At 43.5% G+C, this 21,509-nt stretch carries 25 protein-coding genes and 1 tRNA gene; 19 read left to right on the top strand and 7 right to left on the bottom strand.

Features of this window, described 5'->3' with window-relative positions; all coding sequences use genetic code 11:
* Positions 1–49: 49 nt before the first annotated feature.
* Positions 50–232: a hypothetical protein gene (locus tag NG798_RS00705; RefSeq protein ID WP_261219868.1), complete on the bottom strand. Its 183-nt coding sequence runs from the start codon at positions 230–232 to the stop codon at positions 50–52.
* Between the two features lie 181 nt (positions 233–413).
* On the opposite strand from NG798_RS00705, the gene NG798_RS00700 reads away from it, so the two are divergent.
* The 4 genes from NG798_RS00700 to NG798_RS00685 all read left to right on the top strand — a co-directional run bounded on the left by NG798_RS00700 (position 414) and on the right by NG798_RS00685 (position 6,641).
* Positions 414–1,607, top strand: a complete 1,194-nt coding sequence (locus NG798_RS00700) for a caspase family protein (protein ID WP_261219867.1) — start codon at positions 414–416, stop codon at positions 1,605–1,607.
* Between the two features lie 40 nt (positions 1,608–1,647).
* A complete protein-coding gene (locus NG798_RS00695; protein WP_261219866.1) occupies positions 1,648–4,731 on the top strand; it encodes a tetratricopeptide repeat protein in 3,084 nt (1,027 codons plus the stop codon).
* Positions 4,732–4,847: 116 nt separating this feature from the next.
* A complete protein-coding gene (gene arsS / locus NG798_RS00690; protein ID WP_261219865.1) occupies positions 4,848–5,849 on the top strand; it encodes an arsenosugar biosynthesis radical SAM (seleno)protein ArsS in 1,002 nt (333 codons plus the stop codon).
* A 153-nt stretch (positions 5,850–6,002) separates the two neighbouring features.
* Positions 6,003–6,641 (top strand): TVP38/TMEM64 family protein, encoded by a 639-nt coding sequence (locus NG798_RS00685; RefSeq protein ID WP_261219864.1) that lies wholly within the window; start codon positions 6,003–6,005, stop codon positions 6,639–6,641.
* 27 nt (positions 6,642–6,668) lie between these two features.
* Here NG798_RS00685 and NG798_RS00680 read toward each other — a convergent pair whose 3' ends face one another.
* Positions 6,669–7,151, bottom strand: coding sequence for a hypothetical protein (locus NG798_RS00680; RefSeq protein ID WP_261219863.1), 483 nt, complete (start codon positions 7,149–7,151; stop codon positions 6,669–6,671).
* Between NG798_RS00680 and NG798_RS00675 the strand changes: the two genes are divergently transcribed.
* From NG798_RS00675 to NG798_RS00665, 3 genes are all read left to right on the top strand, one after another.
* Positions 7,150–7,875 (top strand): HAD family phosphatase, encoded by a 726-nt coding sequence (locus NG798_RS00675; RefSeq protein ID WP_261219862.1) that lies wholly within the window; start codon positions 7,150–7,152, stop codon positions 7,873–7,875. The genes NG798_RS00680 and NG798_RS00675 overlap by 2 nt on opposite strands.
* Positions 7,876–8,016: 141 nt before the next feature.
* Positions 8,017–8,089, top strand: a tRNA-Ala gene (locus tag NG798_RS00670).
* Positions 8,090–8,203: 114 nt separating this feature from the next.
* Complete coding sequence (locus NG798_RS00665; RefSeq protein WP_261219861.1) at positions 8,204–9,352, top strand: tyrosine-type recombinase/integrase; 1,149 nt, start codon at positions 8,204–8,206, stop codon at positions 9,350–9,352.
* Positions 9,353–9,371: 19 nt separating this feature from the next.
* Here the strand turns inward: NG798_RS00665 and NG798_RS00660 are convergent, their stop codons facing one another.
* A complete protein-coding gene (locus tag NG798_RS00660; protein ID WP_261219860.1) occupies positions 9,372–9,851 on the bottom strand; it encodes a hypothetical protein in 480 nt (159 codons plus the stop codon).
* Entirely contained in the window at positions 9,851–10,021 is a 171-nt protein-coding gene (locus tag NG798_RS00655; protein ID WP_261219859.1) for a hypothetical protein, read from the bottom strand. Before NG798_RS00655 ends, NG798_RS00660 begins: the two co-directional genes overlap by 1 nt.
* A gap of 220 nt (positions 10,022–10,241) precedes the next feature.
* Here NG798_RS00655 and NG798_RS00650 point away from each other — a divergent pair, with 220 nt between their 5' ends.
* The 8 genes from NG798_RS00650 (at position 10,242) to NG798_RS00615 (ending at position 17,133) form a co-directional block, all read left to right on the top strand.
* Complete coding sequence (locus tag NG798_RS00650) at positions 10,242–10,583, top strand: hypothetical protein (RefSeq protein WP_261219858.1); 342 nt, start codon at positions 10,242–10,244, stop codon at positions 10,581–10,583.
* 15 nt (positions 10,584–10,598) lie between these two features.
* Entirely contained in the window at positions 10,599–10,955 is a 357-nt protein-coding gene (locus NG798_RS00645) for a hypothetical protein (protein WP_261219857.1), read from the top strand.
* A gap of 251 nt (positions 10,956–11,206) precedes the next feature.
* A complete protein-coding gene (locus tag NG798_RS00640; protein ID WP_261219854.1) occupies positions 11,207–11,656 on the top strand; it encodes a hypothetical protein in 450 nt (149 codons plus the stop codon).
* A 10-nt stretch (positions 11,657–11,666) separates the two neighbouring features.
* Positions 11,667–12,755, top strand: a complete 1,089-nt coding sequence (locus NG798_RS00635) for a hypothetical protein (RefSeq protein ID WP_261219853.1) — start codon at positions 11,667–11,669, stop codon at positions 12,753–12,755.
* Between the two features lie 2 nt (positions 12,756–12,757).
* A complete protein-coding gene (locus tag NG798_RS00630; RefSeq protein ID WP_261219852.1) occupies positions 12,758–13,303 on the top strand; it encodes a hypothetical protein in 546 nt (181 codons plus the stop codon).
* On the top strand, positions 13,300–13,605 hold the full coding sequence (locus NG798_RS00625) for a hypothetical protein (RefSeq protein ID WP_261219851.1): 306 nt from the start codon (positions 13,300–13,302) through the stop codon (positions 13,603–13,605). Before NG798_RS00630 ends, NG798_RS00625 begins: the two co-directional genes overlap by 4 nt.
* Positions 13,606–13,607: 2 nt before the next feature.
* Positions 13,608–14,690: a hypothetical protein gene (locus NG798_RS00620; RefSeq protein ID WP_261219850.1), complete on the top strand. Its 1,083-nt coding sequence runs from the start codon at positions 13,608–13,610 to the stop codon at positions 14,688–14,690.
* 34 nt (positions 14,691–14,724) lie between these two features.
* Positions 14,725–17,133 carry a hypothetical protein gene (locus NG798_RS00615; RefSeq protein WP_261219849.1) on the top strand — a complete coding sequence of 803 codons (2,409 nt, stop codon included), beginning with the start codon at positions 14,725–14,727 and terminating at the stop codon, positions 17,131–17,133.
* A gap of 367 nt (positions 17,134–17,500) precedes the next feature.
* On the opposite strand, the gene NG798_RS00610 is transcribed toward NG798_RS00615, so the two are convergent.
* The 3 genes from NG798_RS00610 to NG798_RS00600 are packed head-to-tail and all read right to left on the bottom strand — an operon-like array spanning position 17,501 to position 18,440.
* Positions 17,501–17,860 (bottom strand): hypothetical protein, encoded by a 360-nt coding sequence (locus NG798_RS00610; RefSeq protein WP_261219848.1) that lies wholly within the window; start codon positions 17,858–17,860, stop codon positions 17,501–17,503.
* Positions 17,857–18,081 (bottom strand): hypothetical protein, encoded by a 225-nt coding sequence (locus NG798_RS00605; protein WP_261219846.1) that lies wholly within the window; start codon positions 18,079–18,081, stop codon positions 17,857–17,859. Before NG798_RS00605 ends, NG798_RS00610 begins: the two co-directional genes overlap by 4 nt.
* A 5-nt stretch (positions 18,082–18,086) precedes the next feature.
* Complete coding sequence (locus tag NG798_RS00600; RefSeq protein ID WP_261219820.1) at positions 18,087–18,440, bottom strand: hypothetical protein; 354 nt, start codon at positions 18,438–18,440, stop codon at positions 18,087–18,089.
* A 229-nt stretch (positions 18,441–18,669) separates the two neighbouring features.
* Between NG798_RS00600 and NG798_RS00595 the strand changes: the two genes are divergently transcribed.
* The 4 genes from NG798_RS00595 (at position 18,670) to NG798_RS00580 (ending at position 21,505) form a co-directional block, all read left to right on the top strand.
* Positions 18,670–18,888 carry a hypothetical protein gene (locus NG798_RS00595; RefSeq protein WP_261219845.1) on the top strand — a complete coding sequence of 73 codons (219 nt, stop codon included), beginning with the start codon at positions 18,670–18,672 and terminating at the stop codon, positions 18,886–18,888.
* 569 nt (positions 18,889–19,457) lie between these two features.
* Entirely contained in the window at positions 19,458–19,841 is a 384-nt protein-coding gene (locus NG798_RS00590; RefSeq protein WP_261219843.1) for a hypothetical protein, read from the top strand.
* Positions 19,841–20,686, top strand: a complete 846-nt coding sequence (locus tag NG798_RS00585; protein WP_261219842.1) for a hypothetical protein — start codon at positions 19,841–19,843, stop codon at positions 20,684–20,686. Before NG798_RS00590 ends, NG798_RS00585 begins: the two co-directional genes overlap by 1 nt.
* Before the next feature lie 504 nt (positions 20,687–21,190).
* Complete coding sequence (locus NG798_RS00580) at positions 21,191–21,505, top strand: hypothetical protein (protein ID WP_261219841.1); 315 nt, start codon at positions 21,191–21,193, stop codon at positions 21,503–21,505.
* Positions 21,506–21,509: the final 4 nt, after the last annotated feature.

Here is a 21,509-nt window from a genome sequence, read left to right as displayed (position 1 = left end):
TTGTTTGAGGGGTGGGGTTTATAACACTTGGGTTTTTGTAATGGCAGGGTTATAAATCTTTTTGGGGTAACTCCAGAGGTGTGATAATTTTTGCAGATGTGGAAGTAGGCCGGCAAAATTCCACTAAAAAAGTCTGAGTTCGTACTAGCCGGTATGTTGTAGTTGCGCTGGTAATGCCGGTATGTATTGGCAATGATCGCTCTCTCGGTATGTAGTTGCGCTTTAGCGCCATAACCTTACACTAAGAGGGCTTGATCTCTAAGACAAACCTAGATTTTATTTATGTTCATCTACTTACAGAACTGTAAAGTTATATTTTATTAATTTGTTTGACGCTGCGGTGTTGACGTCCTTAAAATTGGTGCTATAAATGCCACACGCTCACGGGTTCCAATCCTTTAACTTCTCTCAGTATGACTAATACAACTCGTCGTCATTTCTTACAAGGTGCCGGATCTGCACTGGCTGCGGTTGGAATCAATCAGCTTGTTTTTCAAAAGCAAGTTAAAAGCTACAGTCAAGTTTTAGCCCAAAATACGCCGCGCAAACTTGCTTTACTCGTTGGCATCAATCAATATACTTCGCAACCCCTAGAGGGATGCCTCAATGATATTGAATTGCAAAGAAATTTACTAATTCATCGCTTTGGTTTTAATCCAAAAGATATTTATGTTGTGGCTGATAAAGAAGCGACAAGGGCAGGAATTTTAACGGCGTTTGAAGAAGTTTTAATTAAACAAGCTAAACCGGGTGATGTGGTAGTTTATCATTATTCTGGACATGGTTCGCAAATTTTTGACCCTAACCCGATTGTAGTTGAACCTGGAAAAGAAGGTTTAAATGGAACTTTTGTGCCGGTGGATGGGAGTTTGCCGGCGGGTTATCCCGAAGTGGGGGGGGCTGTGCCCGATATTATGGGGCATACTTTATTTTTGTTAATGTCGGCGCTGAAAACGGAAAATGTGACGGTTGTTTTAGATAGTTGTTTTGCCGGTGGTGCTACGAGGGATGCGAGGGTTCGTTCCCGCGAGGGTGGGAAAAAAATTCTCGTTTCTAATCAGGAAAAAGCTTATCAGAAAGAGTGGTTAAGCCGGTTGAATATGTCGCCAGAAGATTTTGTGAAAGGCTATCGGCAAGGGGTGGCAAAAGGAAAGGTTTTAGCTGCAACATCGCCAACCCAATTGGCGAGAGAAATGAATGTTAATGGTTTTAAATGCGGGTTATTTACTTATTTGCTTACTCATTTTTTGTGGCAAGAGGATAGTAATATTGAGCGAATTTTCCCAAAGGTTCTCTCAGAGATTCCTGAAAGATTTAAGCAAGTGCCTCGCTATGAAGTTAAAGTGGGGAGAGACTATCAAGTACAACCGCCTTATTTTATTAATTCTCCGAAGTCTCCAGCCCAGGCAATTGTTACAAAAGTGAGTGGGGATAATGCTGTTTTGTGGTTAGGGGGAGTTGATTTAAGGAAGGTGACAACGGGAACAATTTTTACAGCTAGTAATGGTACAGGACAGGTGAAAGTTTTGGCGCGGGATGGGTTAGTGGCGCAGGCAAAGATTGAGAAGCCGGTGGCAGAAGGAACGCCGTTACGTTTGATGGCTTAAAGGTAGTTTGTGGTTACAGAAATTAAATTGAGGTGCGGTGATGGGTAAAACACAAATTGCTAAAAAAATGGTTTGGCGGTTAGTTAAGAAAGTTTCCCGATCAGGGACGATGATTGTGGTGTTTCTGTCAGAGTCTGGGATGGCAACACCTAAATCATTATCTCCAGTTTTTAAGGATAGTTTGAGTGGGGTTTTGATTGCTGAGGGGCCGGTTAATTCTAATGCTGCTGAACAAGTTTTTAAGGAAGCAATGAAACTCTATCAGCAGGCAACAGCAGAATCGCTGAGACAGGCAATTCCTAAATTTGAAGAAGCTGCTAGACTCTTTAAGCAGGCCGGTGATCTTGGCTTAGAAGCTAAGTCTCTTTTTAGGCTTGGCAATGTCTACGACGACCTCGGAGAAAAGCAGAAAGCATTGGAGTTCTACAACCAAGCTTTGCCTCTGTTACGGGCGGTGGGTGATAAAAGCGGTGAAGCCAATACCCTCAATGACATAGGCGTTGTCTACAACTCTCTGGGAGAAAAACAAAAGGCATTGGAGTTCTACAATCAAGCTTTACCTTTAAGAAGGGCAGTGGGAAATAAAGGTGGAGAAGCCACGACTCTCAATAACATTGGCCTTGTCTACGACTCTCTGGGCGAAAAGCAGAAGGCGTTAGAGTTCTACAACCAAGCTTTGCCTATGTTAAGGGCTGTGGGAGATAAACGTGGGGAAGCCAGGACTCTCAACAACATTGGCCTTGTCTACGACGACCTCGGAGAAAAACAAAAGGCATTGCAGTTATACAACCAAGCTTTGCCTATGTTAAGGGCAGTGGGAGATAAACGTGGAGAAGCCACCACTATCAACAACATTGGCGCTGTCTACGAGTCCCTGGGGGAAAAACAGAAGGCATTGGAGTTATACAACCAAGCTTTGCCTCTATTAAGGGCGGTGGGAGATAAACGTGGAGAAGCCAGGACTCTCAACAACATTGGCGCTGTCTACAACGAACTCGGAGAAAAACAGAAGGCGTTGGAGTTCTACAACCAAGCTTTGCCTATGTTAGAGGCATTGGGAAATAAAGGTGGAGAAGCCACGACTCTCAATAACATTGGCGGTGTCTACAACGAACTCGGAGAAAAACAGAAGGCATTGCAGTTCTATAACCAAGCTTTGCCTCTAAGAAGGGCAGTAGGGGATAGAAGTGGAGAAGCCACGACTCTCAACAACATTGGCCTTGTTTACAACGACCTCCAAGAAAAACAGAAGGCGTTGGAGTTCTACAACCAAGCTTTGCCTTTAAGAAGGGCGGTGGGAGATAAACGTGGAGAAGCCAGGACTCTCAACAACATTGGCCTTGTTTACGACGACCTCCAAGAAAAACAAAAGGCATTGGAGTTCTACAACCAAGCTTTACCTCTATTAAGGGCGGTGGGAGATAGAGGTGGAGAAGCCAGGACTCTTTTCAATATGGCTGACTTAGAACGTGATAGAGGCAATCTCGACACTGCACTCACCAAAATTGAATCTGCTATCACTATTGTTGAAGACCTCCGCACCAAAATAGGTAGCCAAGAACTTCGGGCTTCCTACTTTGCAACTGTTCAAAGTTACTATCAGTTGTACATAGATTTGTTAATGCAATTGCATCAACAAAAGCCATCAAAAGACTACGACGCTATAGCACTTCACGTTAGCGAACGTGCCCGCGCCCGCAGTCTTCTGGAACTCCTCACAGAAGCGGGGGCAAATATTCGACAAGGTGTAGACCCTCAACTCCTAGAAAAAGAACGCAATTTACAACAGCAACTCAACACCATTGAACGTCGTAAGCACGAATTTTTAAACAGCCAATATACCCAAAAACAACTTGAGGAAATTGTCCAGCAATCTAACTCTCTGTTCACTCAAATCGACCAAATAAAAGCCCAAATTCGCCTAAATAGTCCCCGCTATGCTGCTCTCAAATATCCTCAACCTTTGACATTACAACAAATTCAACAAGAGGTACTGGATGAAAATACCCTGCTTTTACAATATTCCCTGGGGGAAGAACGCAGTTATCTTTGGGCTGTCACCAAAAACAGCATTAATAGTTATGTCCTCCCTAAACAAAGCGAAATTGAAGCTGCTGTTCAAACTTTCCGCAAATCAGTCACTCAAAATAGCGGGGCAAATCTGGAAATCGGCCTGCCATTAAGCCAAATACTTTTATCTCCCATTGCCAATCAATTAGCCAATAAACGCTTAATAATTGTGGGAGATGGAGCTTTACAATATGTGCCGTTTGCAGCCCTACCAATACCATCTAATCCGGCAAATCCGCTTTTAGTTCAAAACGAAATTGTTACCCTTCCTTCTGCTTCCACTATTGCGATTCAAAGACGACTATTTGAAAACCGCACTCCGGCTGCTAAAACTCTGGCAGTAATTGCCGATCCTGTGTTTAATTTGAATGATTCTCGTCTGGCAAATAGGCAACAAGAAAAGCCAGAAACCGAAGTAAATTCTGCTTTAACTCGTGCTAGTCGAAATTTAGGTTTAGGGGAAGGAGGAGTGGTATTTGACCGGCTAAAATTCACTCGCACTGAAGCAGAAAAAATCCTAGCTTTAGTTCCAGAAGATAGCCGGTTACAAGCTTTAGATTTTAAGGCTTCTCGTGAAATTGCTACGAGTCCGAATTTAGAACAATATCAAATCGTCCATTTAGCTACTCATGGTTTACTAGATCCGGTGAACCCAGAATTGTCTGGCGTTGTTTTGTCTTTGTATGATGAAAATGGTAAAATTCGAGATGGTTTTTTACGGCTTCAAGATATTTTTAATCTTAATTTGCCGGCAGAATTGGTAGTATTAAGTGCTTGTGAAACTGGCCTTGGTGAAAATGTCAAAGGTGAAGGCTTAGTGGGGTTGACAAGAGGCTTTATGTATGCAGGGGCTAAACGAGTAGTTGTTAGTTTATGGAGTGTAAATGATGTGGCAACTTCGGAATTGATGGCTAAATTTTATCAAAAAATGTTGCAAAAAAAACAAAATCCAGCTACGGCATTAAGAGAGGCACAATTAGAAATGTGGAAGTCTGAAAATTGGCGTTCTCCTTATTATTGGGCTGCTTTTACTGTTCAGGGTGATTGGCGTTAATGATAAAAAACCTTGTATTACCGGGGTTGGCCCCAATTTAGGTATATTTTCTTAAACGGTGGATTGCTCTATGAGTAAAATGTGTTTATCTTTAAAGTTAGTTTTAGGATTTGGAGATGATTCAACCGCTTTCTGTTCGGGCTGTTACGCCGTTTGATGTTAAAGTTGCTGGGGGTTTAAAGAAGAGGCCGATTTCTGTTTTGCAGGTAAATTTAGGCCGGCGTTGTAATTTGTCTTGCAGCCATTGTCATGTCGAGGCTGGGCCAAAACGCACTGAAGAACTCTCCCCGCTTGTTTGTCAGCAATTAATTGAAATTATCCAGCGTTTTGAGCAAATTAAAACCGTTGATTTGACAGGCGGTGCGCCGGAAATGAACTTTGGGTTTAAACCTATTGTAGAAGCGGCGAGGAAGGCGGGTAAAGAAGTGATTGTGCGTTCAAATTTGACGATTTATTTTGAGCCTGGTTTTGAGGATTTACCAATTTATTTTGCTGCCAATAAATTACGGGTTGTGGCTAGTTTGCCTTGTTATTTGGCGGATAATGTTGATAAGATGCGGGGGTCTGGTGTTTTTGATGCTTCAATTCGGGCTTTGCAATGGTTAAACCGGCTGGGTTATGCTTCAGATCCGAGTTTAATTCTTGATTTGGTTTATAATCCTCCGCTTCCTTTGAATGAGGATAAATTTTCGCTTCCACCAGAACAAGGTAAGTTAGAAAAAGCTTATAAAGCTTATCTTAATGAGCATTTTGGCATCCATTTTAATCAACTTTTTACGATTACTAATTTACCCATTGGTCGAAGTAAGTTTCATTTAAAGCATCGCGGCCTGATGGAGCCTTATTTGGGCTTTTTGGAGAACAATTTTAATGGGGCGACGGTTGAAAATTTGATGTGCCGCAATCATTTGTCTGTGGATTTTTTAGGTAATATTTATGATTGTGATTTTAATCAGATGGAGAAATTGCCGGCCCGCAATAAGGCTGGGGAAAATATAACCCTGGGGATGTTGTTGGATGCGGGGCGTTTAGATTTAATTGAGGATGTGCAAACTGCTAATTTTTGTTATGGTTGTACTGCGGGGTCTGGTTCCAGTTGTGGGGGGGCTTTGGTATAAAAAAATTGGGTAATTGGGGTAGTATTAGTTAACCTTCTAAACGGTGAGATACTGCATCCTACTTAGGAGATTAAATGAAGGTTAAAAGTTAAAAAATGGCCGAGGATAAACTTATTTTTTTGGGCTTGTGTGATTCTATAGGGGTTTGTTTTGATGCTGAATTATTTACCTTTTCAAGAGTTTTTTACGGGTTTAATTGTTTGGATTGGCAGTTTGGGATTTTGGGGTGGGTTTATTTTTATTGGCGTTTATGTTTTGGCTACGGTTTTGTTTATTCCGGGGTTGTTGTTGACTCTGGGGGCTGGGTTTTTATTTGGCGTAGTTCGGGGTTCTGTTTATGTTTCGATTGGGTCAACTTTAGGGGCGGTTGCGGCTTTTTTGATTGGCCGGTATTTAGCGAGAAGTTGGGTAGAACAAAAAATTGCCAAAAATCAGAAATTTAAGGCAATTGATGGCGCTGTGGCGGCGGAGGCTTGGAAGTTTGTAGGGTTGTGCCGGTTGTCTCCTGTGTTTCCTTTTAATTTGTTAAATTATGCTTTGGGGGTAACTAAAGTTTCTTTGAGGGATTATTTTTTTGCGTCTTGGTTGGGTATGCTACCGGGGACGGTTATGTATGTTTATTTGGGGTCTTTGGTTAAGGATTTTACTTCGATTGGTTTGCAAAATCAACCGGTTACTCCTGCGGAATGGATTATCCGAGGAGTTGGTTTTTTGGCGACGGTTGGGGTGACAATTTATGGCACTGTAATTGCTAAAAAGTCTTTGAATTATGTTGAAAAAGAAAAAGGGTAATTACGACAAAAAAATGTAAGATATATTCTATTCAATTTTGAGGGGAATGGCGACTTGGAGGGTTTTTTGGGTTTGAGAGTCGTAAATTTCTACAAGCCGGTAAAGTTGTCTACCGGCAGGTGGGGGGGCGATTTCTTCTTCTTGGGTGAGAATAGGTAAAAATTTTATGAATTCATATCTTTGATTGGGGGTTTTGTCGGTATAGTGGCTCACCGGCAAATTTAATTGATTTCGGCTGATGGTGATTTGAACTTCGTTTAAAATGGGGTATTCTTTGCCGCCTAGTTTGATTGGGCTTTGGCTATAGGCGGGTAAGGGATAGCTGAAAATTAACAAAAATAAGGCCAGAATTTTGATGGGGTTTGGGTTCATCTGTATGGGAGAAGCGGGTTTTATGGGATTAGAGAAGTTTTGGGGCTGGTAAATGTTGCTAAATTGGACAAAGTTTTGTAAAGTTGGGGATGAGGTGTGGTGGAAGGTGTAGCGGCCCCCGGATAATTGAATTGACATGAGTATTAAGGCAGTTTTGTTTGATTTTAATGGTGTGATTATCAATGACGAGAAAATTCACGAGCAGCTTATTGAAGAATTGCTGATTTCGGAAAATTTGCGTCCCAGGCGTGATGAGTTTCGCTACGTTTGTTTGGGGAGGAGTGATCGGGTTTGTATTGCCGAGTTGCTAAATAGCCGGTATCGGGTGGTGACTGAGGCGTATTTGGATCAGCTTATTGCTCGCAAAAATGCGGCGTATTTGGAGAAGCTGGGAAGTTTGGAAGTGCTGCCAATTTATCCGGGGTTGCAAGATTTTATTTTAAGGTTGCAAGAAGCCGGTTTGAAGTTGGCTGTGGTGACGGGGGCGCTGCGTGTGGAGGTGGAAAATGTGTTAAGTCGTGCCGGTTTGGCGCAATATTTTTCGGTGGTTGTGGCGGCGGAGGATGTTACAAAAAGTAAGCCGGCACCGGATGGCTATTTGATGGCTGTTAAGCGTTTAAATGAGTGTTACCCTGAGTTGAATTTGTCGCCAAAGAATTGTTTGGTGTTTGAGGATACGCCGGCAGGAATTCAGGCGGGGCAGCAGGCGGGGATGCCGGTGGTGGGGGTGGCGAATAGTTATCCGTTTCACATGATCCACCGACAGGCGACTTGGGTGATAGATCGTTTTGCGGATCTGGAGTTAGAGAGGGTTTTGCAGTTTTATGGGGAGGGGACTGAGCCTTTAAAAGCTCAAATCTGAAATTTTTGCATCTAAAATTCTCTCAGGTGCCGGCTGCTATTGTTAGGAAATTTTTATTCTCTTGGCTTGACAAGTAGCAGGTTATATTGTACTTTTTAAAGATGTGACCAAAATTTGCTTGTTGCAGAGTTTGGCAGTCACGGGGAATTAGCTCAGTTGGTAGAGTGCTGCGATCGCACCGCAGAGGCCAGGGATTCGAGTTCCCTATTCTCCATTGTTTTCAGGGTTCATTGGTAGAAAAACAAGAGCCCAAATAACCCAATTTGGTAGAGAATTGGTAGAAAATTGGTAGAATTTTGTCTCCTAAAAGCCTTACAAATCCTAGGCTTTGCAAAAAATTGGTAGAAAATTGGTAGAAATCATGGCAAAGACTCCAAAGGGAACCGTCGCCATAACCGCAGACAAGTCCCGGCTAAGATTGCGCTGGCAGGTAGAAAGCAAAAGGTATACCCTCTATCTGGGAATCCCCGACAATCCCCAAAACAGAAAATTTGCACAGGCAAAGGCTATATCAATAGAATTGGACATCAACTCAGGGAACTTTGACGGATCGCTCGCCAAGTACCGAGAGAAGGTCAGCACAAAACTTAAAGCGGAATCGGAACCAAAAAAAGAACCTTCCCCCAGCGCAATCTTGCAACAATATACAGAGCACTGCAAACACTTAGACCCTCGCACTATACAAAAATACTCCGCACTCGTTAATCATCTACGGACATTTGAAAGCGAAAAACAAGAATTAATCCCACAAAAATTTATTGAATACCTTAAACAATTTCAGCAACCCCGCACCATACGAGACAGGTTGGCAATCTTAAAAGCAGCCTGGAAATGGGCTATCAAAGAAAATCTTGTACCTAGCAATATATGGGACGAAATCAATGCAAAGTTTATAAAAACAGGTACGAAACAACCGCCTAAACCTTTTTCTAAGCAAGAAATTGGAGCAATCTTAGAAGGGTTTGAAAATCACAAGGACTATTGCTTTTATTATAACTATGTCCGATTTTTATTTTTAACAGGCTTTCGTACTGGTGAAGCCGTAGGGCTACGCTGGCGACATATCGCTGATAATTTTTCTCATATCTGGGTAGGTGAAATAATAACCAACGGCCAGCAAAAACCAGCCAAAAATCACAAAGATAGAATCTTTCCCTGTAATCAAGAACTAGGAGAATTTTTATCATCAATTAAGCCAGCTATTTTCTCTGCCAATGATTTAATATTTGTTTCTCCAAAAGGTAAACCTATTAATGCAAATAATTTTTGTCGTAGAGCGTGGCGAACAATTTTAACCGAAGCGGGAATTCCTTTTCGTAAGCCCTACAACACTCGCCACACATTTGTGTCCCATTGTTTAGTAGCGGGAATGCACCCTTTGCAGGTTGCCCCAATTACAGGCCACGACGTGCAAGTTTTATACAAAAATTATGCAGGGAATGTCAGCGGAAAAGCAGAGGTTCCAAGGCTTACCTAGTAAAAGTTTTACTCAGCCACTATGCGGGCTTGATTGATAAGCCGGTTATCCCTGAGTTGTTTTGAGCAGAATCATCAAAAGCCCGATAAAGTTCAAAATATCTTCCATCATCGTCATCACAATCGAAATCCCTACTTTCCCAAGGATCAGGAATGCGGATAGCGTCTGCCCATCCAGCATTTAAAGCCTCATAGCAATCGGTTGTAATGTTAACAGAAACAACTAATTTAGCCTGAGATTTTGAGTAGGAGTAAGGCAATTTTTCTGCCCACATCCAACCCATTTCAATTAACTCCCTGCGGTGATGATCCTGTGCAAAATTCCGCACCTTGAAGCACTCTTTTTCCTTATCGACGACATAAGGAAGTGTGCAGAAATTTCTACGCTGAGCAGTAGCTAAGCAATGGTTTTTGTTTGGACACTGCCTAAAAGACTGTCCGGTTAAAGCGTCGCAATCTATAAATTGCGGGCATTCGTAAAACAATACAGTTTTTTCCATCAATAAATATCAATTTTGTCTAATTTATTGTACCATTCATAATAAGTACGCCTGCAAACCTTGGTTAACTTGCAAGCTTGCCTAATAGAAAGATAAGGTTTTGCTAACAAAAGTCTTTTAACAGTCGCCACATTTTGAATAGTGCGTTTATGGGGATTGGTGAGCGTCATAAAACCTGCCAGTGGTGCAAAAAATGGTGCAAGATTTAATTTTATTTTAGCTAAAAATCAGTTACTTTCAAATTAATCACACATCCTTGAACGCAAATGATAGAAGAACTCAAGCCTTTAGCAATATCCTTTCTAAGTTTAGGATGCGCGCTTATGCTCCTCAATATCTGCGTACTAGGGCTAAGCTTTGTTGCGGCTCTCGCAGACAGGGGAGATAGAAATGGCTTCTAATCCACCCCTACAAGCTATTTTTGGGCAAGGTTCATCGCAGACAGAAACGCAGCTAATAATACTCAAATCTGACTTAGTTGCCCCTGTTGAACTTAACCCCTCATATACATTCACCCCGGCTGCTGATAACACGAGTGAATCACTGTTTCTTGCCTTATACATGAGAGCAATGAGAAATCAAGACCAATCACCCGACAGTCAACTAAAGCTAACACCTTTTGAAATGACACTTGATTTTTCATTCTCCAAATATCAAAGGCTTTACACATCGCAATTAATAGTGCGAGTTGATGACACTCTCTCCCTATTTCCTAACCCATCTAGCATTTAATCGGAGTCAATAACTATGGCAGTAGATAGAGCTTTACCTGAATTTTTTGGTGACAGAGCGACACAAGATCCTGAAACCGGCGCCATCACTTTTTACCCACAAGATTTAACGTCTAATGCTACACCCCCCAGATGGCCGGCCCTAGTAGGGGTGGGGCCACATACAGCAGAGTCGGTTATGCTCTCCCTCGTTTTAAGAACAGGTGAAAGACAGGACACCAGCAACGACAGTCAACTAGCTATAGCAGGGCCCGACATTTCACTATCTAGCAGGTCAGTTGATGGAGTTATGAAAACTGCTATGGTGTACCTTTTTCAGATGCAGGTAGTGAACGTTTTTGAAGCTATGATGCCTAATCCATCCTTGATATGATGTTCGATACAGCTTTTGTTTTTAATTCTGGCGACTCTTGCTTTTTGCCCGCCTTTTCTCCGAGCGCATTGCCAAATTCCAGAAAAAATAAAAGCCCACAGACCCAACAAGATGATGAAGAAATTAAAGCAAGGTTTCAGTACAGCCTGAACGATGAAGAATCGTACGATTACAGTGTTTGGATAAATACAGATTACGGCAGTTCAGATTGTGATTGCAGTAGTTCAAGTTGTGATTCTGGAGGTTAACAAATGAGGCTGGCACCATCTTTCGGTAGCATTTCTAATTTCACCGTAGACCGTTCTCAAGGTGTGCAATCAGTAACAAATGGGGGCTTTAACTTTGTAGGCGGTTCAATGAACAACAGCCAAGGCAGTAATATCGGAGGCAACCCAAGCACACAGAAAAATGCGGAGGGGGAGGCTACAACATACACAAAAAAGATATCAATTCCCACCGGGGGAATTAAGTTAAGGCTGTCAACCGAAGCACCCCAGGGCGACATAGAAACCAATGTGAGCGGTAATGCAAATACAGCCAAACCAAACCAGATTACCAATAACTCAAGCTTTGGCGTTCAGCAAAATTACGGGGTAACAAATACTCAAGCTGACAGGTTAAAAAACCCTACAGAATTTGATAGCAACTTTCAAACGTACACCTTTGGCGGCGTTGTATTTGATTCATCTGTGAAGAAATAAGGAGGTTTTTATGGCTCTTGAAGCATCAGGATACGCACAGGCCCCGGCAAACCCAATGGCAGGACAAAGTACACCTATTTATGGTGGCGGCGGGTCAATGGGTGGTGGTGGCTACGCCAGCGGCGGTGGTGGGCCCGTACAAGGTCAACATGGCACTCACTACCCTTTGGGTTCCTACGGTCAATCAATGGTAGTAACCGCAAACCTAGAACACGGCGAGCCTATCATAATGGATCCAAAAACAGGGCAACCCTTACCCCCAGGCGTTGTACCTAACCTCAGAGATCCAAACCAGTATTATCCTTATCAGCCCTGGGAAGCTTCACAAGAGGCTCAGATGATAGCAGATGCTAAATCAAAGCAAACACTAAATCAGGCTATACAAAATATATATGGCCCTTACGATGAGGCTAGGGCTGAACAAATAACAAAAGGACAGGCAGCCAGAGACGAGGCGATATTGAGGGGTTCAGAGCAATTTAAGGCGGAGTCGGAGAAATTCTTAAATAACCCAGAAGGCTATATATCAGGGAAGGCTCAGGAATTCGGCAATAGCTTAAAGGGCGGTGGCGGTTCTAAGGTTGGTGGCGGCGGGGGTAAGTCAAGTACAGCCAACTCTAATATAGGCAAAACCGGCAATTCTGCTAATGACACGGGCTACGCCTTCGGACAAGGATTAAAAGGCGCTGGTGAGAGTATTGGCAAAGCCGCTGGCAGCGCTTGGAATACGGGTCAAGACTTCTTTAGGGGAGCTTGGCAAGGCTTGGGAGTTATCCCAGATGACCCCAACAGAGTCGGCCCAACTGGCCAAACTAACGAGCAGTTCTCCAGGTACGGCGAGGCTGTGATAGATGGGCATTTCAATAGACAAAACCGACAACAACAAGTAACAGATGCCAGAATACTCAAAGGTCTTGGATTAGAACCCGATCTAGGTTTTTTAAATAGAAATCAAGAGGACGTTTCTTTTGAACAAAGATCGAAAGGTTTGGGAGGAGGCTTGAACGCTAATCTAAAGCCTTTTACGCCTAGAATTTCATCGGAGAGTTCTCGCGTATTAGATCCGCGAATTAATAGACAACAGTCTATTATGAGATAACTATGGCAGTAGATACCTCAGAAAAAATCGTACAAATCAGGGCAACTTTAACAGCGCAAACTACCGAAGTTTCTTTAATAGCCAATAACACATCCCAAACAGTGTTAGGTGTTGCCGTACCCGACCAATACAGTATCTACGCTTTGCAAGGTTGGGCTGAAATACCATCAAAAGAAGAAGCCTTTTTACCAGTTGATGACCCCAGGGATTCAACTATGGCTAGACGACAAAAACGCGAATTCTTTCGAGCCGGTATCAAGGTAGGACTTGAATTAAGAATTCAACCCATCGGAGCAGCTTATACGCCTGGGGTAGGCAAAACCGCCGGCTATGATTTTTTTCCCGTCCGCCCTGGCTACTTAATCAATTTGTTTGAATATCTAACCCAAGCCGAAAAATTCAAACTAGCACAAGGCTGGGAAATAGTAGCACGTCAAATTGACCGAGGGTATGGGCTTTTAACAGGTTCGGATTTTATTTCTGTGACGGGGTACGGCACAAGATCCGGTCAGTTCTTGCAGGATCATAATTTGGTGGTAATACCATGATTCAACACGACAATAATCTAAAATCGTTACCCGCCAACATACCTATTATTAGGACGATTACATCTTTTCAGCAGGGATTGACGGCATCTATTTTTACACTTGCAGCCAACAATAACAGAGTTAAGTTATCAGTCCAAAACCTAGGAATGAATGACATTAATATCTGGGTAGGCACTCAGTTAATTTCAGTGATTGGCGGGGGTTTTACCCACTTTCTACCAGATTCGGAAGCTAGGCTATCAATAGGTTTATCGTCCGAGTTAGGGGCTAACGCTTTGGTTGTTTCTTATTTATCAGTTTAATTATGGATTGCCGAGAAAAATTCCCTGGTCAGATTTTGCTAACTCCTTTATTTCCCGACGGTAGAGGTGAGTTAATTGATATTTTATTACCTGGCTTAGAATGTGAAGTTAAATCATATTTCCTGCCAGAGGATTTGGATTTGAGGGGGATAAAAAGAAATAGGAACCCAGTGGAGTGTATAAAACCTCAGAAATCAAAATCAATAGGCGACGATTCGCCTAGCTCCGAAACAAACGACGACCCGATACCTCCAGAGCCTCTTATTCCTAATATACCCCCAGATACTATAGGTCTCTGGTTATTCGCTGGGTTTTACAGTTATAGTGGTTTTGTTGCGGCTCCGCCTATGAACATAGTCGGACCCTATACAAAAAAAACCACAAAATCATTTAGTAGAAGCTTCACAGATGGAAATAATTTAGTAGTAGTAATAACGGCTAATGGATACGATGGGTATTGGCCTGGAATAGGTCTCCCTAATGTTGCCCACAGATCCAGATCGCATTATTTTTTTGTCCTAGACGAAAATTTGAATTTAATAGAAAGAAGTGATACTCCACGTCGAAATAACAGATACAGTACGGTTTACGAAACAGGGGTGGAAATAGAGCCCTTTTTCCATCAGTTTCAATTTTTTTACGGCTCTTGGGATGATGCCGCCTCAGTTATTACCGATAGCTATAGCTTTAGGAGGCATCCGATGGCTGATGAGGGTTTCGTAGAAACCTCGACTTTCTATCAACAGTTGGTCTGGGGTTCTGCAATAGATAACGGGGGTGATAGTATTATTCAAGATGGAGATAACGGCATGAAAGAAGATTGTTGCGATTGTATAGAAGCTATGGCGGCTTTAATGGAAGCCTACATGGAAAAAGTAGAAAAACTTATCAAAGAATCGGAGGCTAGAATAAAAGAACACATCAACGACACGGCTTACAGGCAATGTGTTTTTTTTCAAGAGCAGTTAAAAGCATTTGATATTAAGGACGATGATAGGGTTATAGAACGAATTGATAGGTTAGAAAACAACATCTGGACGGGGGGAGAATTAACACCTTTAAACATCAATAGCGAAAATAAATAACCTAGGTACATTAGCGAGAAAATAAAGGTGAAAAATGATTAACTATACCACTGCGCCACCGATGTTATTTCCGAGAATACCTCCATCAAGTCAACCAGTGAGGAATACAGGTTCATTTAACCCCCCATCTAGTGTTGCAAATCAGCCTAGCGGTTCGAGTTTTAGTGTTTCTGATTTATCAAAATCTCAAGGTATTACATCACCACACAGAGGTAATAACTTTAGCTTTGGTGCGAAAAATAATCTAGGGGTTGAAAGGATTACAAAGTCTATCAGCCCGCGAGCCAACAACCTCTCACAGTTGTCACAATTTGGAGATGAAATAGCTTCTGGGGTGGGTAAGGCCGTCAGTTCTAATATTGATGATGTCATCGCAAAGGCTGCCGGTCTTGCTGGTAAAGTTGGCGGGTTGGTCGGTCGGGTTGGGGGTGCCTTAGGCGGCATTGGGTTGGGGGTTGCTATCGGTGAGGGAATATCTAACTTTGCCAACTGGGTAGACCCGGCAGGTAAACAATTTTTAGATGATTTCAACTGGCAAACCGGCAGACCAAATAAGCCACAAACTGAAAAAATGACCTCTGGCTTCCTGCCAGGGCCCGCTATTAATTTTCCAACCTCACCAGCACCGACCAAGACCCCACTGGGAAGCCCGACTAGGTTTCCTCAGTCATCGCCTACCGGTTCACCTGTTCAATCCCCGGCAGGCACACCGGCACCATCTCCCAACTCATCACCTGGTACAACTCGTAGCCCATCATCGCCAACTAGCCCAAGTCCGACTAAACCTTTCGCTCCCCCCGGAATTGAGCAACCACCACAACCAGGGGCTACACCTAAAGGTCAATATCCTGCCGGTTTGGGAGGTGTAAATCTTAATGTTCCTATCTGGCAACGTCTAAACAATTTAGAGCAACAAGAGGCAAAAGAGCCGGATCTTGACCCCATCCTCAAAGCAGTAGTAGGAATTGGTGTGGCAACCGTGACCGGGGTTACAAACTTAATTGAGCCAATTATTGCGGCAACAACATTCGCCAGCTTTTTGATTGACCAGGTTCACAATGTAGTCAGCGGTTTAAAGCTCACCAGTGCGGTGCAGATACCACAAACGCTTACTTCTATGGCGTTAATACCAAGCACGTTAACTTCTACGGCTTTAATGCCAAGTACATTGACTTCTACGGCTTTAATGCCAAGTACATTGACTTCTACGGCTTTAATGCCAAGTACATTAACTTCGACTGCTCTGCTACCAAAGACATTAACTTCTACGGCTGTACTACCTAAAACACTGACTTCTAGCGCCGTTATTCCACAGAAGCTAACAAAAACTGCAATTATCCCTCAGTTGTTAGAGGCGTTCTTTGAGAACCCTAATCAACAGATGGAGATGGACTTTAATCTTGGACAGAAAGAGCTAGATTTTGAGATTGATTTAGGTAGGAAAGGTTTAGAATTTGACATTAACCTTGGCAACAAAGAAATAGAGATTAATATCCCTCAAGGTCAGTCTAGTATTGAGATGGATGTTGACCTTGAACCCATTAAGAAAGAGGTAGAAAAATGCAGGGACGGTCATAAGAAATCAGAGGAAGAATGTAAGAAAACTGGGGACAATGTTAAGAAAATTAGGGAAAAGCTAGAGATAGAGTTTCCTGATATTGAGGGTGAGGGCGAGATAGTTTGCCGTGATGTTGCAACCTCCTACGCCTTTAAGGGTAAAGGTTTAAAAGGTTTGCAGCAAATGATTGATATCAATATGGAGATATCTAAGAATATCCTTAACCACATCTGTAACGGTTTGCAGCCACAGCAGGACACGATAGCGGGTGCTCTTGATTATGCGTTATGTGAGACAGACGAAAATGGCGATATACTCATCCAAGAAAACCGCTATGAAGGTATCGGGTTAGTAGGCATACAAAATCAAATTAACGCCCTTGCAAACCTCAATAAATACATTATCACAGAGGTTTGTAAGCACGGTGGTGGTGGCGCTTATCCTGTATATGCAGACCCACATCTTGAAGAGTTCCCAATCGTCCGACAATTAACTTTCACGCTAGTAGAAGTGAGATTTTATCCTTATCAAGAGGGTAGCTTGTGGCACATGACTATCCCTCAGCCACGGCCCGGTTTAGTCTGGGAAGATTTCGAGGGATTTAGATTTTGGAAGGGCTCCGTTTTTGGCAAAATAATTTGGCAAAATTCTAAGGTTTGGAGTGGTGGTTATTTCAGGGATGAGGGTGAAGCCCGCCGCGTACTGGCAATGATGGAATCTTACTCTTTGTTAGAGAAAGTTGGTGATTTTCGTATTGGTACGGGTGGAAGACCCCGCAAACCAGAAGTGCGAGAAGTCCGCGCTGTTCGTGCTGCTATAGCTGACTTGAATCCTACTACGGGCGACCCCGAAACAGTCCTTGCATTTGTACCAGCGGAGCGCTAATTTATGCCAAAGAAAAGTAGGCGGTTATACTCAAAAACCGCTTATTTATCAGCAGGACACCCAACCGAGCCTATCCCTTGTATAGACTTAGATTCTTATGCGGAAAAATACTTTTTAAGTCGCTCTCAGATATTAAGGCTGGTAAGGAAAAGACAGTTAAAAGGAGTTGCTTATAAGCATAAGTTTTTTGTAGAGGATTTGCCGCCTTTTTGATGTCAATTGTCGGCAAGTGACAACCCCCCAGAACCTACAAGCAAAACCTGATATAACCCGTCATTTCGACTCTACCGACCGTTTTTTTAACATCCTCATGCTTTGTCTAAGTGCGAGTAAAAGCGGGCGATAAACCCGCTTCTAACCCCATCAATTATTCCCAAGCAACTACACAGACATAGGAAGGGATATAGGGCGGAGACTTACGCGGACTGAAAATCTCAAAATCCTTTATTAGCCCCCAATCCTTCAGCCATTGAGCGCCGTCTTTCAAAAGCTCAACTTCATAATCAGAGGCATAGTAGGTGATGAAGTTTTTACGCTCAAGAGAACGTAGGCTTTTGATTAACAACTTCTCATCGCCTGGCTCTATCTGAGTGATAGCAACCCAGTCAGTTTCAAGGTCAATAAAAAGCTTAAGCACTCGCTCCTCAAGGGGGGTTAAGGAGATTTTCTTGGGTTGCTTTGCCTTTGATGAGACGCGGGTTGTAGTGGCTTTGTTGAGTCGTTTCACACTAATTCCCCCTCGGTTATGAGTTCGTGTTCTGCGTAGGTAAAGGTGTCAGAAGGAAAGTTGTCCCACTCAAGTGAGTAGCTGTAGCCGTGAGTTGGGTTGTACTTGATGCCGGTTACAATGCCGGTTCGCTCAACAATCACCAGGTCATCGGCAATCTGCTCGGTCAGGCAAAGGCGGTCGCCAAACCAATACTTAGGCATCGGCCAATCAGGAGGCATGGTTTTCATAGTTTCCCTTCCTGTTTAAACCGCGCCATGTCGTCTTCTAAGTCAGACTCGGTAGTGTAGCCGTCATAGTAGGTTTCATTCCATCGGCACACATAACCCCACTCGCCAATATCTTCAGGACTCCAAATGATGCCACAGATAACGCCTTTCCACCACGCGGTTTTACTGGGGCGGGGGGTGTCAAGGATGAATTCGGAGTAAACGGTATCCCCGATCTTGAATTTAGGTGCCGGCAATCCCTTGGGAAGGGGAAGGGATGCAGAAGGTAGGATGAGAGGCACGGCAGCCAAGGAGCCACCGGAAAGTAAGCCGCGCAGAAAATTGCGCCGTCGTGTTTGTTTTGGTAACATAAGTATGCAATGCGGTTTTACCGCTTGGTTTAGAAAGGCGCTGTTAACTTTGATCGGTCTAGCAGCGTCTTTCGCGTTTTCGGGGGTTTTGAGCGTTTACCATCCCTTACCAGGCAGGTCTTTATCTACTGAGGCTGCCATCTCTCAGCGTTTTGGAGGGGTTGGTTTTTAAGCTTGAACCTATTATAATATGAGTATCAGTTTTTAGCAAGATACTCACACTATAAACATGACAGGAGTTAAAGGCCGTAGTGGTCGCCCTGGTGGCAATCCCGATATCAAGGCGTATGGATTCAAGGTGAAAGGAGAAGATCCGCTTAACGTACAGGTAGGGGTGAGAATAAGCGAACAGCAAAAGCGGAAACTAGATGGAGTGGAGAATTGGCGGGACGTTTTTAGAGATTGGATCGATAGCCTCCCAGACCCCGAACCCGAAAACCAAAATTAACTTCAGTGCCGCCCCCCGACCAGGGCGGTTTTTTATTGCCGGCTAACTGTCCTTGGGCTGTCACAAAGTGATCCACTGGGGAGGGTGGATCACTTGCGGATCACTTTCTGTAACCCTTGCCCAGAGCAAGTTTTAGTCCAAAGTGATCCACTGATCCGGGGTAACGCTGAAAAATATTTTTTTAAAACAGATGTATCAAATGATACACAGAAAATAAAAATTTTCAAAATTCAAAAAAGGCGGATCAGTGGATCACCTCTAGCTGTAAACCTTGCCCTGTAAGGATTTGAGAAAGTGATCCACAAGTGATCCACTGGTGGGGGGTGGATCACTTTGTGACAGTTGAAATTGTCACAGTCAAGCTAGATGGTTTTGAGTGAGCCGGTGCCGACTTTGAACTGAATGTTGTCAGCGATGGTTCACTTTGTGCCAGTCCATAGGACAGTAGCGGATCGATACCTAAAACCACCTTTGCCTCTAAGATACGACTCGGAGTTTTTTACCTCAAACCCTTGATTTTGCGAGCGTTCGGCGTTTATCGTAGGGTTGTATCTTGAGGATGATGACAAATGGAATTAAACGAAACAGGAGTGAGCTTCACCCTAGAAGAACTAGGGCTGACGGCAGAGCAAGCTAAAAACCCCAAGTATCTACTAAAAGCAATACTGGAAAACTTTTATCAAGGTTTCCCACAAGATCGGGGGCAGCGGCTCTCTATCGAAGGTGGTGGAAGAGCGCAGATGCTGTCTTTCCCGAAAGACGCAAAGCGCTGGAAGATTGTTTACACCTACATAATGACCCCAGAAGAAGGCCAGCAACTCCCCAGCCTACCTGACAGAATGTACGGAGTTGATGGTCTTCTCGCCACCGAAAATGCGAAGAAAGCTGATAGCATCCCCGCCATCGAAAACGCAAAGAAGCTGGCTGAATCCAACGAAGGGGGTGATAGCTAATGGCTGATCAAGTTGTCTATGTTTTTGAAGGCACCTCCACTTATATAACGGACATAGGATTGTCGATAGATTGGGTGGGCAGATACAATGTGTGGCCGGGACTTAGTCACGCTCAAATGGCACCAATAGCGAGTGCTGCCGGGGCAACCCCTTACACCCCCGAACTGGCCCCTAAGCTGGTGAAAGACGTTTTGGAGAAAATCTTCGACCCCCGGCGATTAAAATTCACCATGCGAGATCCGGCGGGAAACAGGGCAACGATTGAGATTATTGTCCGCGACAGGCTCAACATAATCCCCACCGCAGAAGCTGTACGCGGAGCCATTCAAGCTATCGGCTCTTACCGTGTCAATCGAATTGACCTTGTGGGTGAGCGTTGGCGAGATATCTACGACTGGCTCGTATTGCCAACCGACAAAGTGACGACTATGGACGCACCGCGTCTAAACCAACGGCGCCGCTTTTCTGGACGTATGGAATACGACAGCGACGATGGGCGGGAAAAAATCGACAAATTTTCAATGCAGACAAGTGTAACGCCACCGGCGGCGCCCCCTCATTACACTGATGCTGTTGCCGTTGGTATTGACAACACCAGTAGCCCGCGAACAAACGATAATTCCCCAAGTGAGCCGCGACACTATGTAGTTAAAAGCCTCTGGACGGACGCATTAGACGGGGCGGTGCGGAGTCAGCAATCCAAGATGCCGGTATGTGAGAATGACGAAGATTTTATTATCAGCGTCGGAGAATTGCTTGCAGCCGTACCCTCGGTCAACAGCCTCTTGTACCAAGGCGAAAATATGAAGTTTATTGAGAAATTGCTGTCCGCACCGATTCCCTAATAGTTTATGACGCACACCTTTGAAGTCCCCGATATCAAGTCGGGGGTATTTACTCTCTCTGCTGTGGAACCCCCTAAGAGTCTCGAATTATTGTCCGTTAAAAATACTGGCAACGCCGAGATATTTGTATGGCTAGGAATCGCTAATCCCGCAATAGGCAATCATCGCTTTTCTTTGAAGCCAGGCGAGAGTGAGGCGGGAATTTATAAGGGTCAGTCTATTAAAATGGCTACAAAGAAAGGTCAGGGCTTGGCAAGTATCCAGTTTGAACCCTTCTCTAAGTAGTCAGTTTGCTAATAACTAGACGTTAGTTAAGCGCAATCTATTCATTACCAAAAGCACGGTCTTTTGAGGAGAGTATTAGCCATGAAATAATGAGTCTTTGTTTCAATAAACGTCAACTATTGTCAAGGGGAGGCTCAAACCTCCCTTAAAAACTCACCAACCAAAGTATTTAACGATGTGATTAACCACCCCTTATTTCTTGCCGATATCCTATCTAAAATGTCGGCAACTGAATTTTTCGCTTTCATTGTAGGTGCGGCTGCTGTTGTAACTATTATCGTGAACATAGTTAATGCTCAACACCGAAACAAGAGAGACTTAGAGAAGAGCATAGATAATCTAGCAACTGAAATCAACAACCTAGAATTTAAGTTAAAGTCCCTAGCATCTATAGCTAAGTTCAAGCAAGCTGAGAATGCAAGCAAAATAGCAGATATTGAAGGTTTCTTATCAGTACATCACGGGTACATCAAAAGGCAGTCCACTAATGATAGCGGTGATGATTTTACAAGGGCGTTCAGCGATTTTACATAGGTAA

The sequence above is a fragment of the Ancylothrix sp. D3o genome (assembly GCF_025370775.1).
Classification (GTDB): Bacteria; Cyanobacteriota; Cyanobacteriia; order Cyanobacteriales; family Oscillatoriaceae; genus Ancylothrix.
The sequence above is the reverse complement of the archived record's forward strand: the minus strand, read 5'-3'. Positions and strand labels throughout refer to the sequence as shown.

What these genes read in the sequence shown, in the direction of transcription:
- NG798_RS00705 (WP_261219868.1), bottom strand. Translation starts at nt 232, where the DNA reads ATGGCGCTAAAGCGCAACTACATACCGAGAGAGCGATCATTGCCAATA.
- NG798_RS00700 (WP_261219867.1), top strand. Translation starts at nt 414, where the DNA reads ATGACTAATACAACTCGTCGTCATTTCTTACAAGGTGCCGGATCTGCA.
- NG798_RS00695 (WP_261219866.1), top strand. Translation starts at nt 1,648, where the DNA reads ATGGGTAAAACACAAATTGCTAAAAAAATGGTTTGGCGGTTAGTTAAG.
- arsS (WP_261219865.1), top strand. Translation starts at nt 4,848, where the DNA reads ATGATTCAACCGCTTTCTGTTCGGGCTGTTACGCCGTTTGATGTTAAA.
- NG798_RS00685 (WP_261219864.1), top strand. Translation starts at nt 6,003, where the DNA reads ATGCTGAATTATTTACCTTTTCAAGAGTTTTTTACGGGTTTAATTGTT.
- NG798_RS00675 (WP_261219862.1), top strand. Translation starts at nt 7,150, where the DNA reads ATGAGTATTAAGGCAGTTTTGTTTGATTTTAATGGTGTGATTATCAAT.
- NG798_RS00680 (WP_261219863.1), bottom strand. Translation starts at nt 7,151, where the DNA reads ATGTCAATTCAATTATCCGGGGGCCGCTACACCTTCCACCACACCTCA.
- NG798_RS00660 (WP_261219860.1), bottom strand. Translation starts at nt 9,851, where the DNA reads ATGGAAAAAACTGTATTGTTTTACGAATGCCCGCAATTTATAGATTGC.
- NG798_RS00655 (WP_261219859.1), bottom strand. Translation starts at nt 10,021, where the DNA reads ATGACGCTCACCAATCCCCATAAACGCACTATTCAAAATGTGGCGACT.
- NG798_RS00650 (WP_261219858.1), top strand. Translation starts at nt 10,242, where the DNA reads ATGGCTTCTAATCCACCCCTACAAGCTATTTTTGGGCAAGGTTCATCG.
- NG798_RS00645 (WP_261219857.1), top strand. Translation starts at nt 10,599, where the DNA reads ATGGCAGTAGATAGAGCTTTACCTGAATTTTTTGGTGACAGAGCGACA.
- NG798_RS00640 (WP_261219854.1), top strand. Translation starts at nt 11,207, where the DNA reads ATGAGGCTGGCACCATCTTTCGGTAGCATTTCTAATTTCACCGTAGAC.
- NG798_RS00635 (WP_261219853.1), top strand. Translation starts at nt 11,667, where the DNA reads ATGGCTCTTGAAGCATCAGGATACGCACAGGCCCCGGCAAACCCAATG.
- NG798_RS00630 (WP_261219852.1), top strand. Translation starts at nt 12,758, where the DNA reads ATGGCAGTAGATACCTCAGAAAAAATCGTACAAATCAGGGCAACTTTA.
- NG798_RS00625 (WP_261219851.1), top strand. Translation starts at nt 13,300, where the DNA reads ATGATTCAACACGACAATAATCTAAAATCGTTACCCGCCAACATACCT.
- NG798_RS00620 (WP_261219850.1), top strand. Translation starts at nt 13,608, where the DNA reads ATGGATTGCCGAGAAAAATTCCCTGGTCAGATTTTGCTAACTCCTTTA.
- NG798_RS00615 (WP_261219849.1), top strand. Translation starts at nt 14,725, where the DNA reads ATGATTAACTATACCACTGCGCCACCGATGTTATTTCCGAGAATACCT.
- NG798_RS00605 (WP_261219846.1), bottom strand. Translation starts at nt 18,081, where the DNA reads ATGCCTCCTGATTGGCCGATGCCTAAGTATTGGTTTGGCGACCGCCTT.
- NG798_RS00600 (WP_261219820.1), bottom strand. Translation starts at nt 18,440, where the DNA reads ATGTTACCAAAACAAACACGACGGCGCAATTTTCTGCGCGGCTTACTT.
- NG798_RS00595 (WP_261219845.1), top strand. Translation starts at nt 18,670, where the DNA reads ATGACAGGAGTTAAAGGCCGTAGTGGTCGCCCTGGTGGCAATCCCGAT.
- NG798_RS00590 (WP_261219843.1), top strand. Translation starts at nt 19,458, where the DNA reads ATGGAATTAAACGAAACAGGAGTGAGCTTCACCCTAGAAGAACTAGGG.
- NG798_RS00585 (WP_261219842.1), top strand. Translation starts at nt 19,841, where the DNA reads ATGGCTGATCAAGTTGTCTATGTTTTTGAAGGCACCTCCACTTATATA.
- NG798_RS00580 (WP_261219841.1), top strand. Translation starts at nt 21,191, where the DNA reads ATGTCGGCAACTGAATTTTTCGCTTTCATTGTAGGTGCGGCTGCTGTT.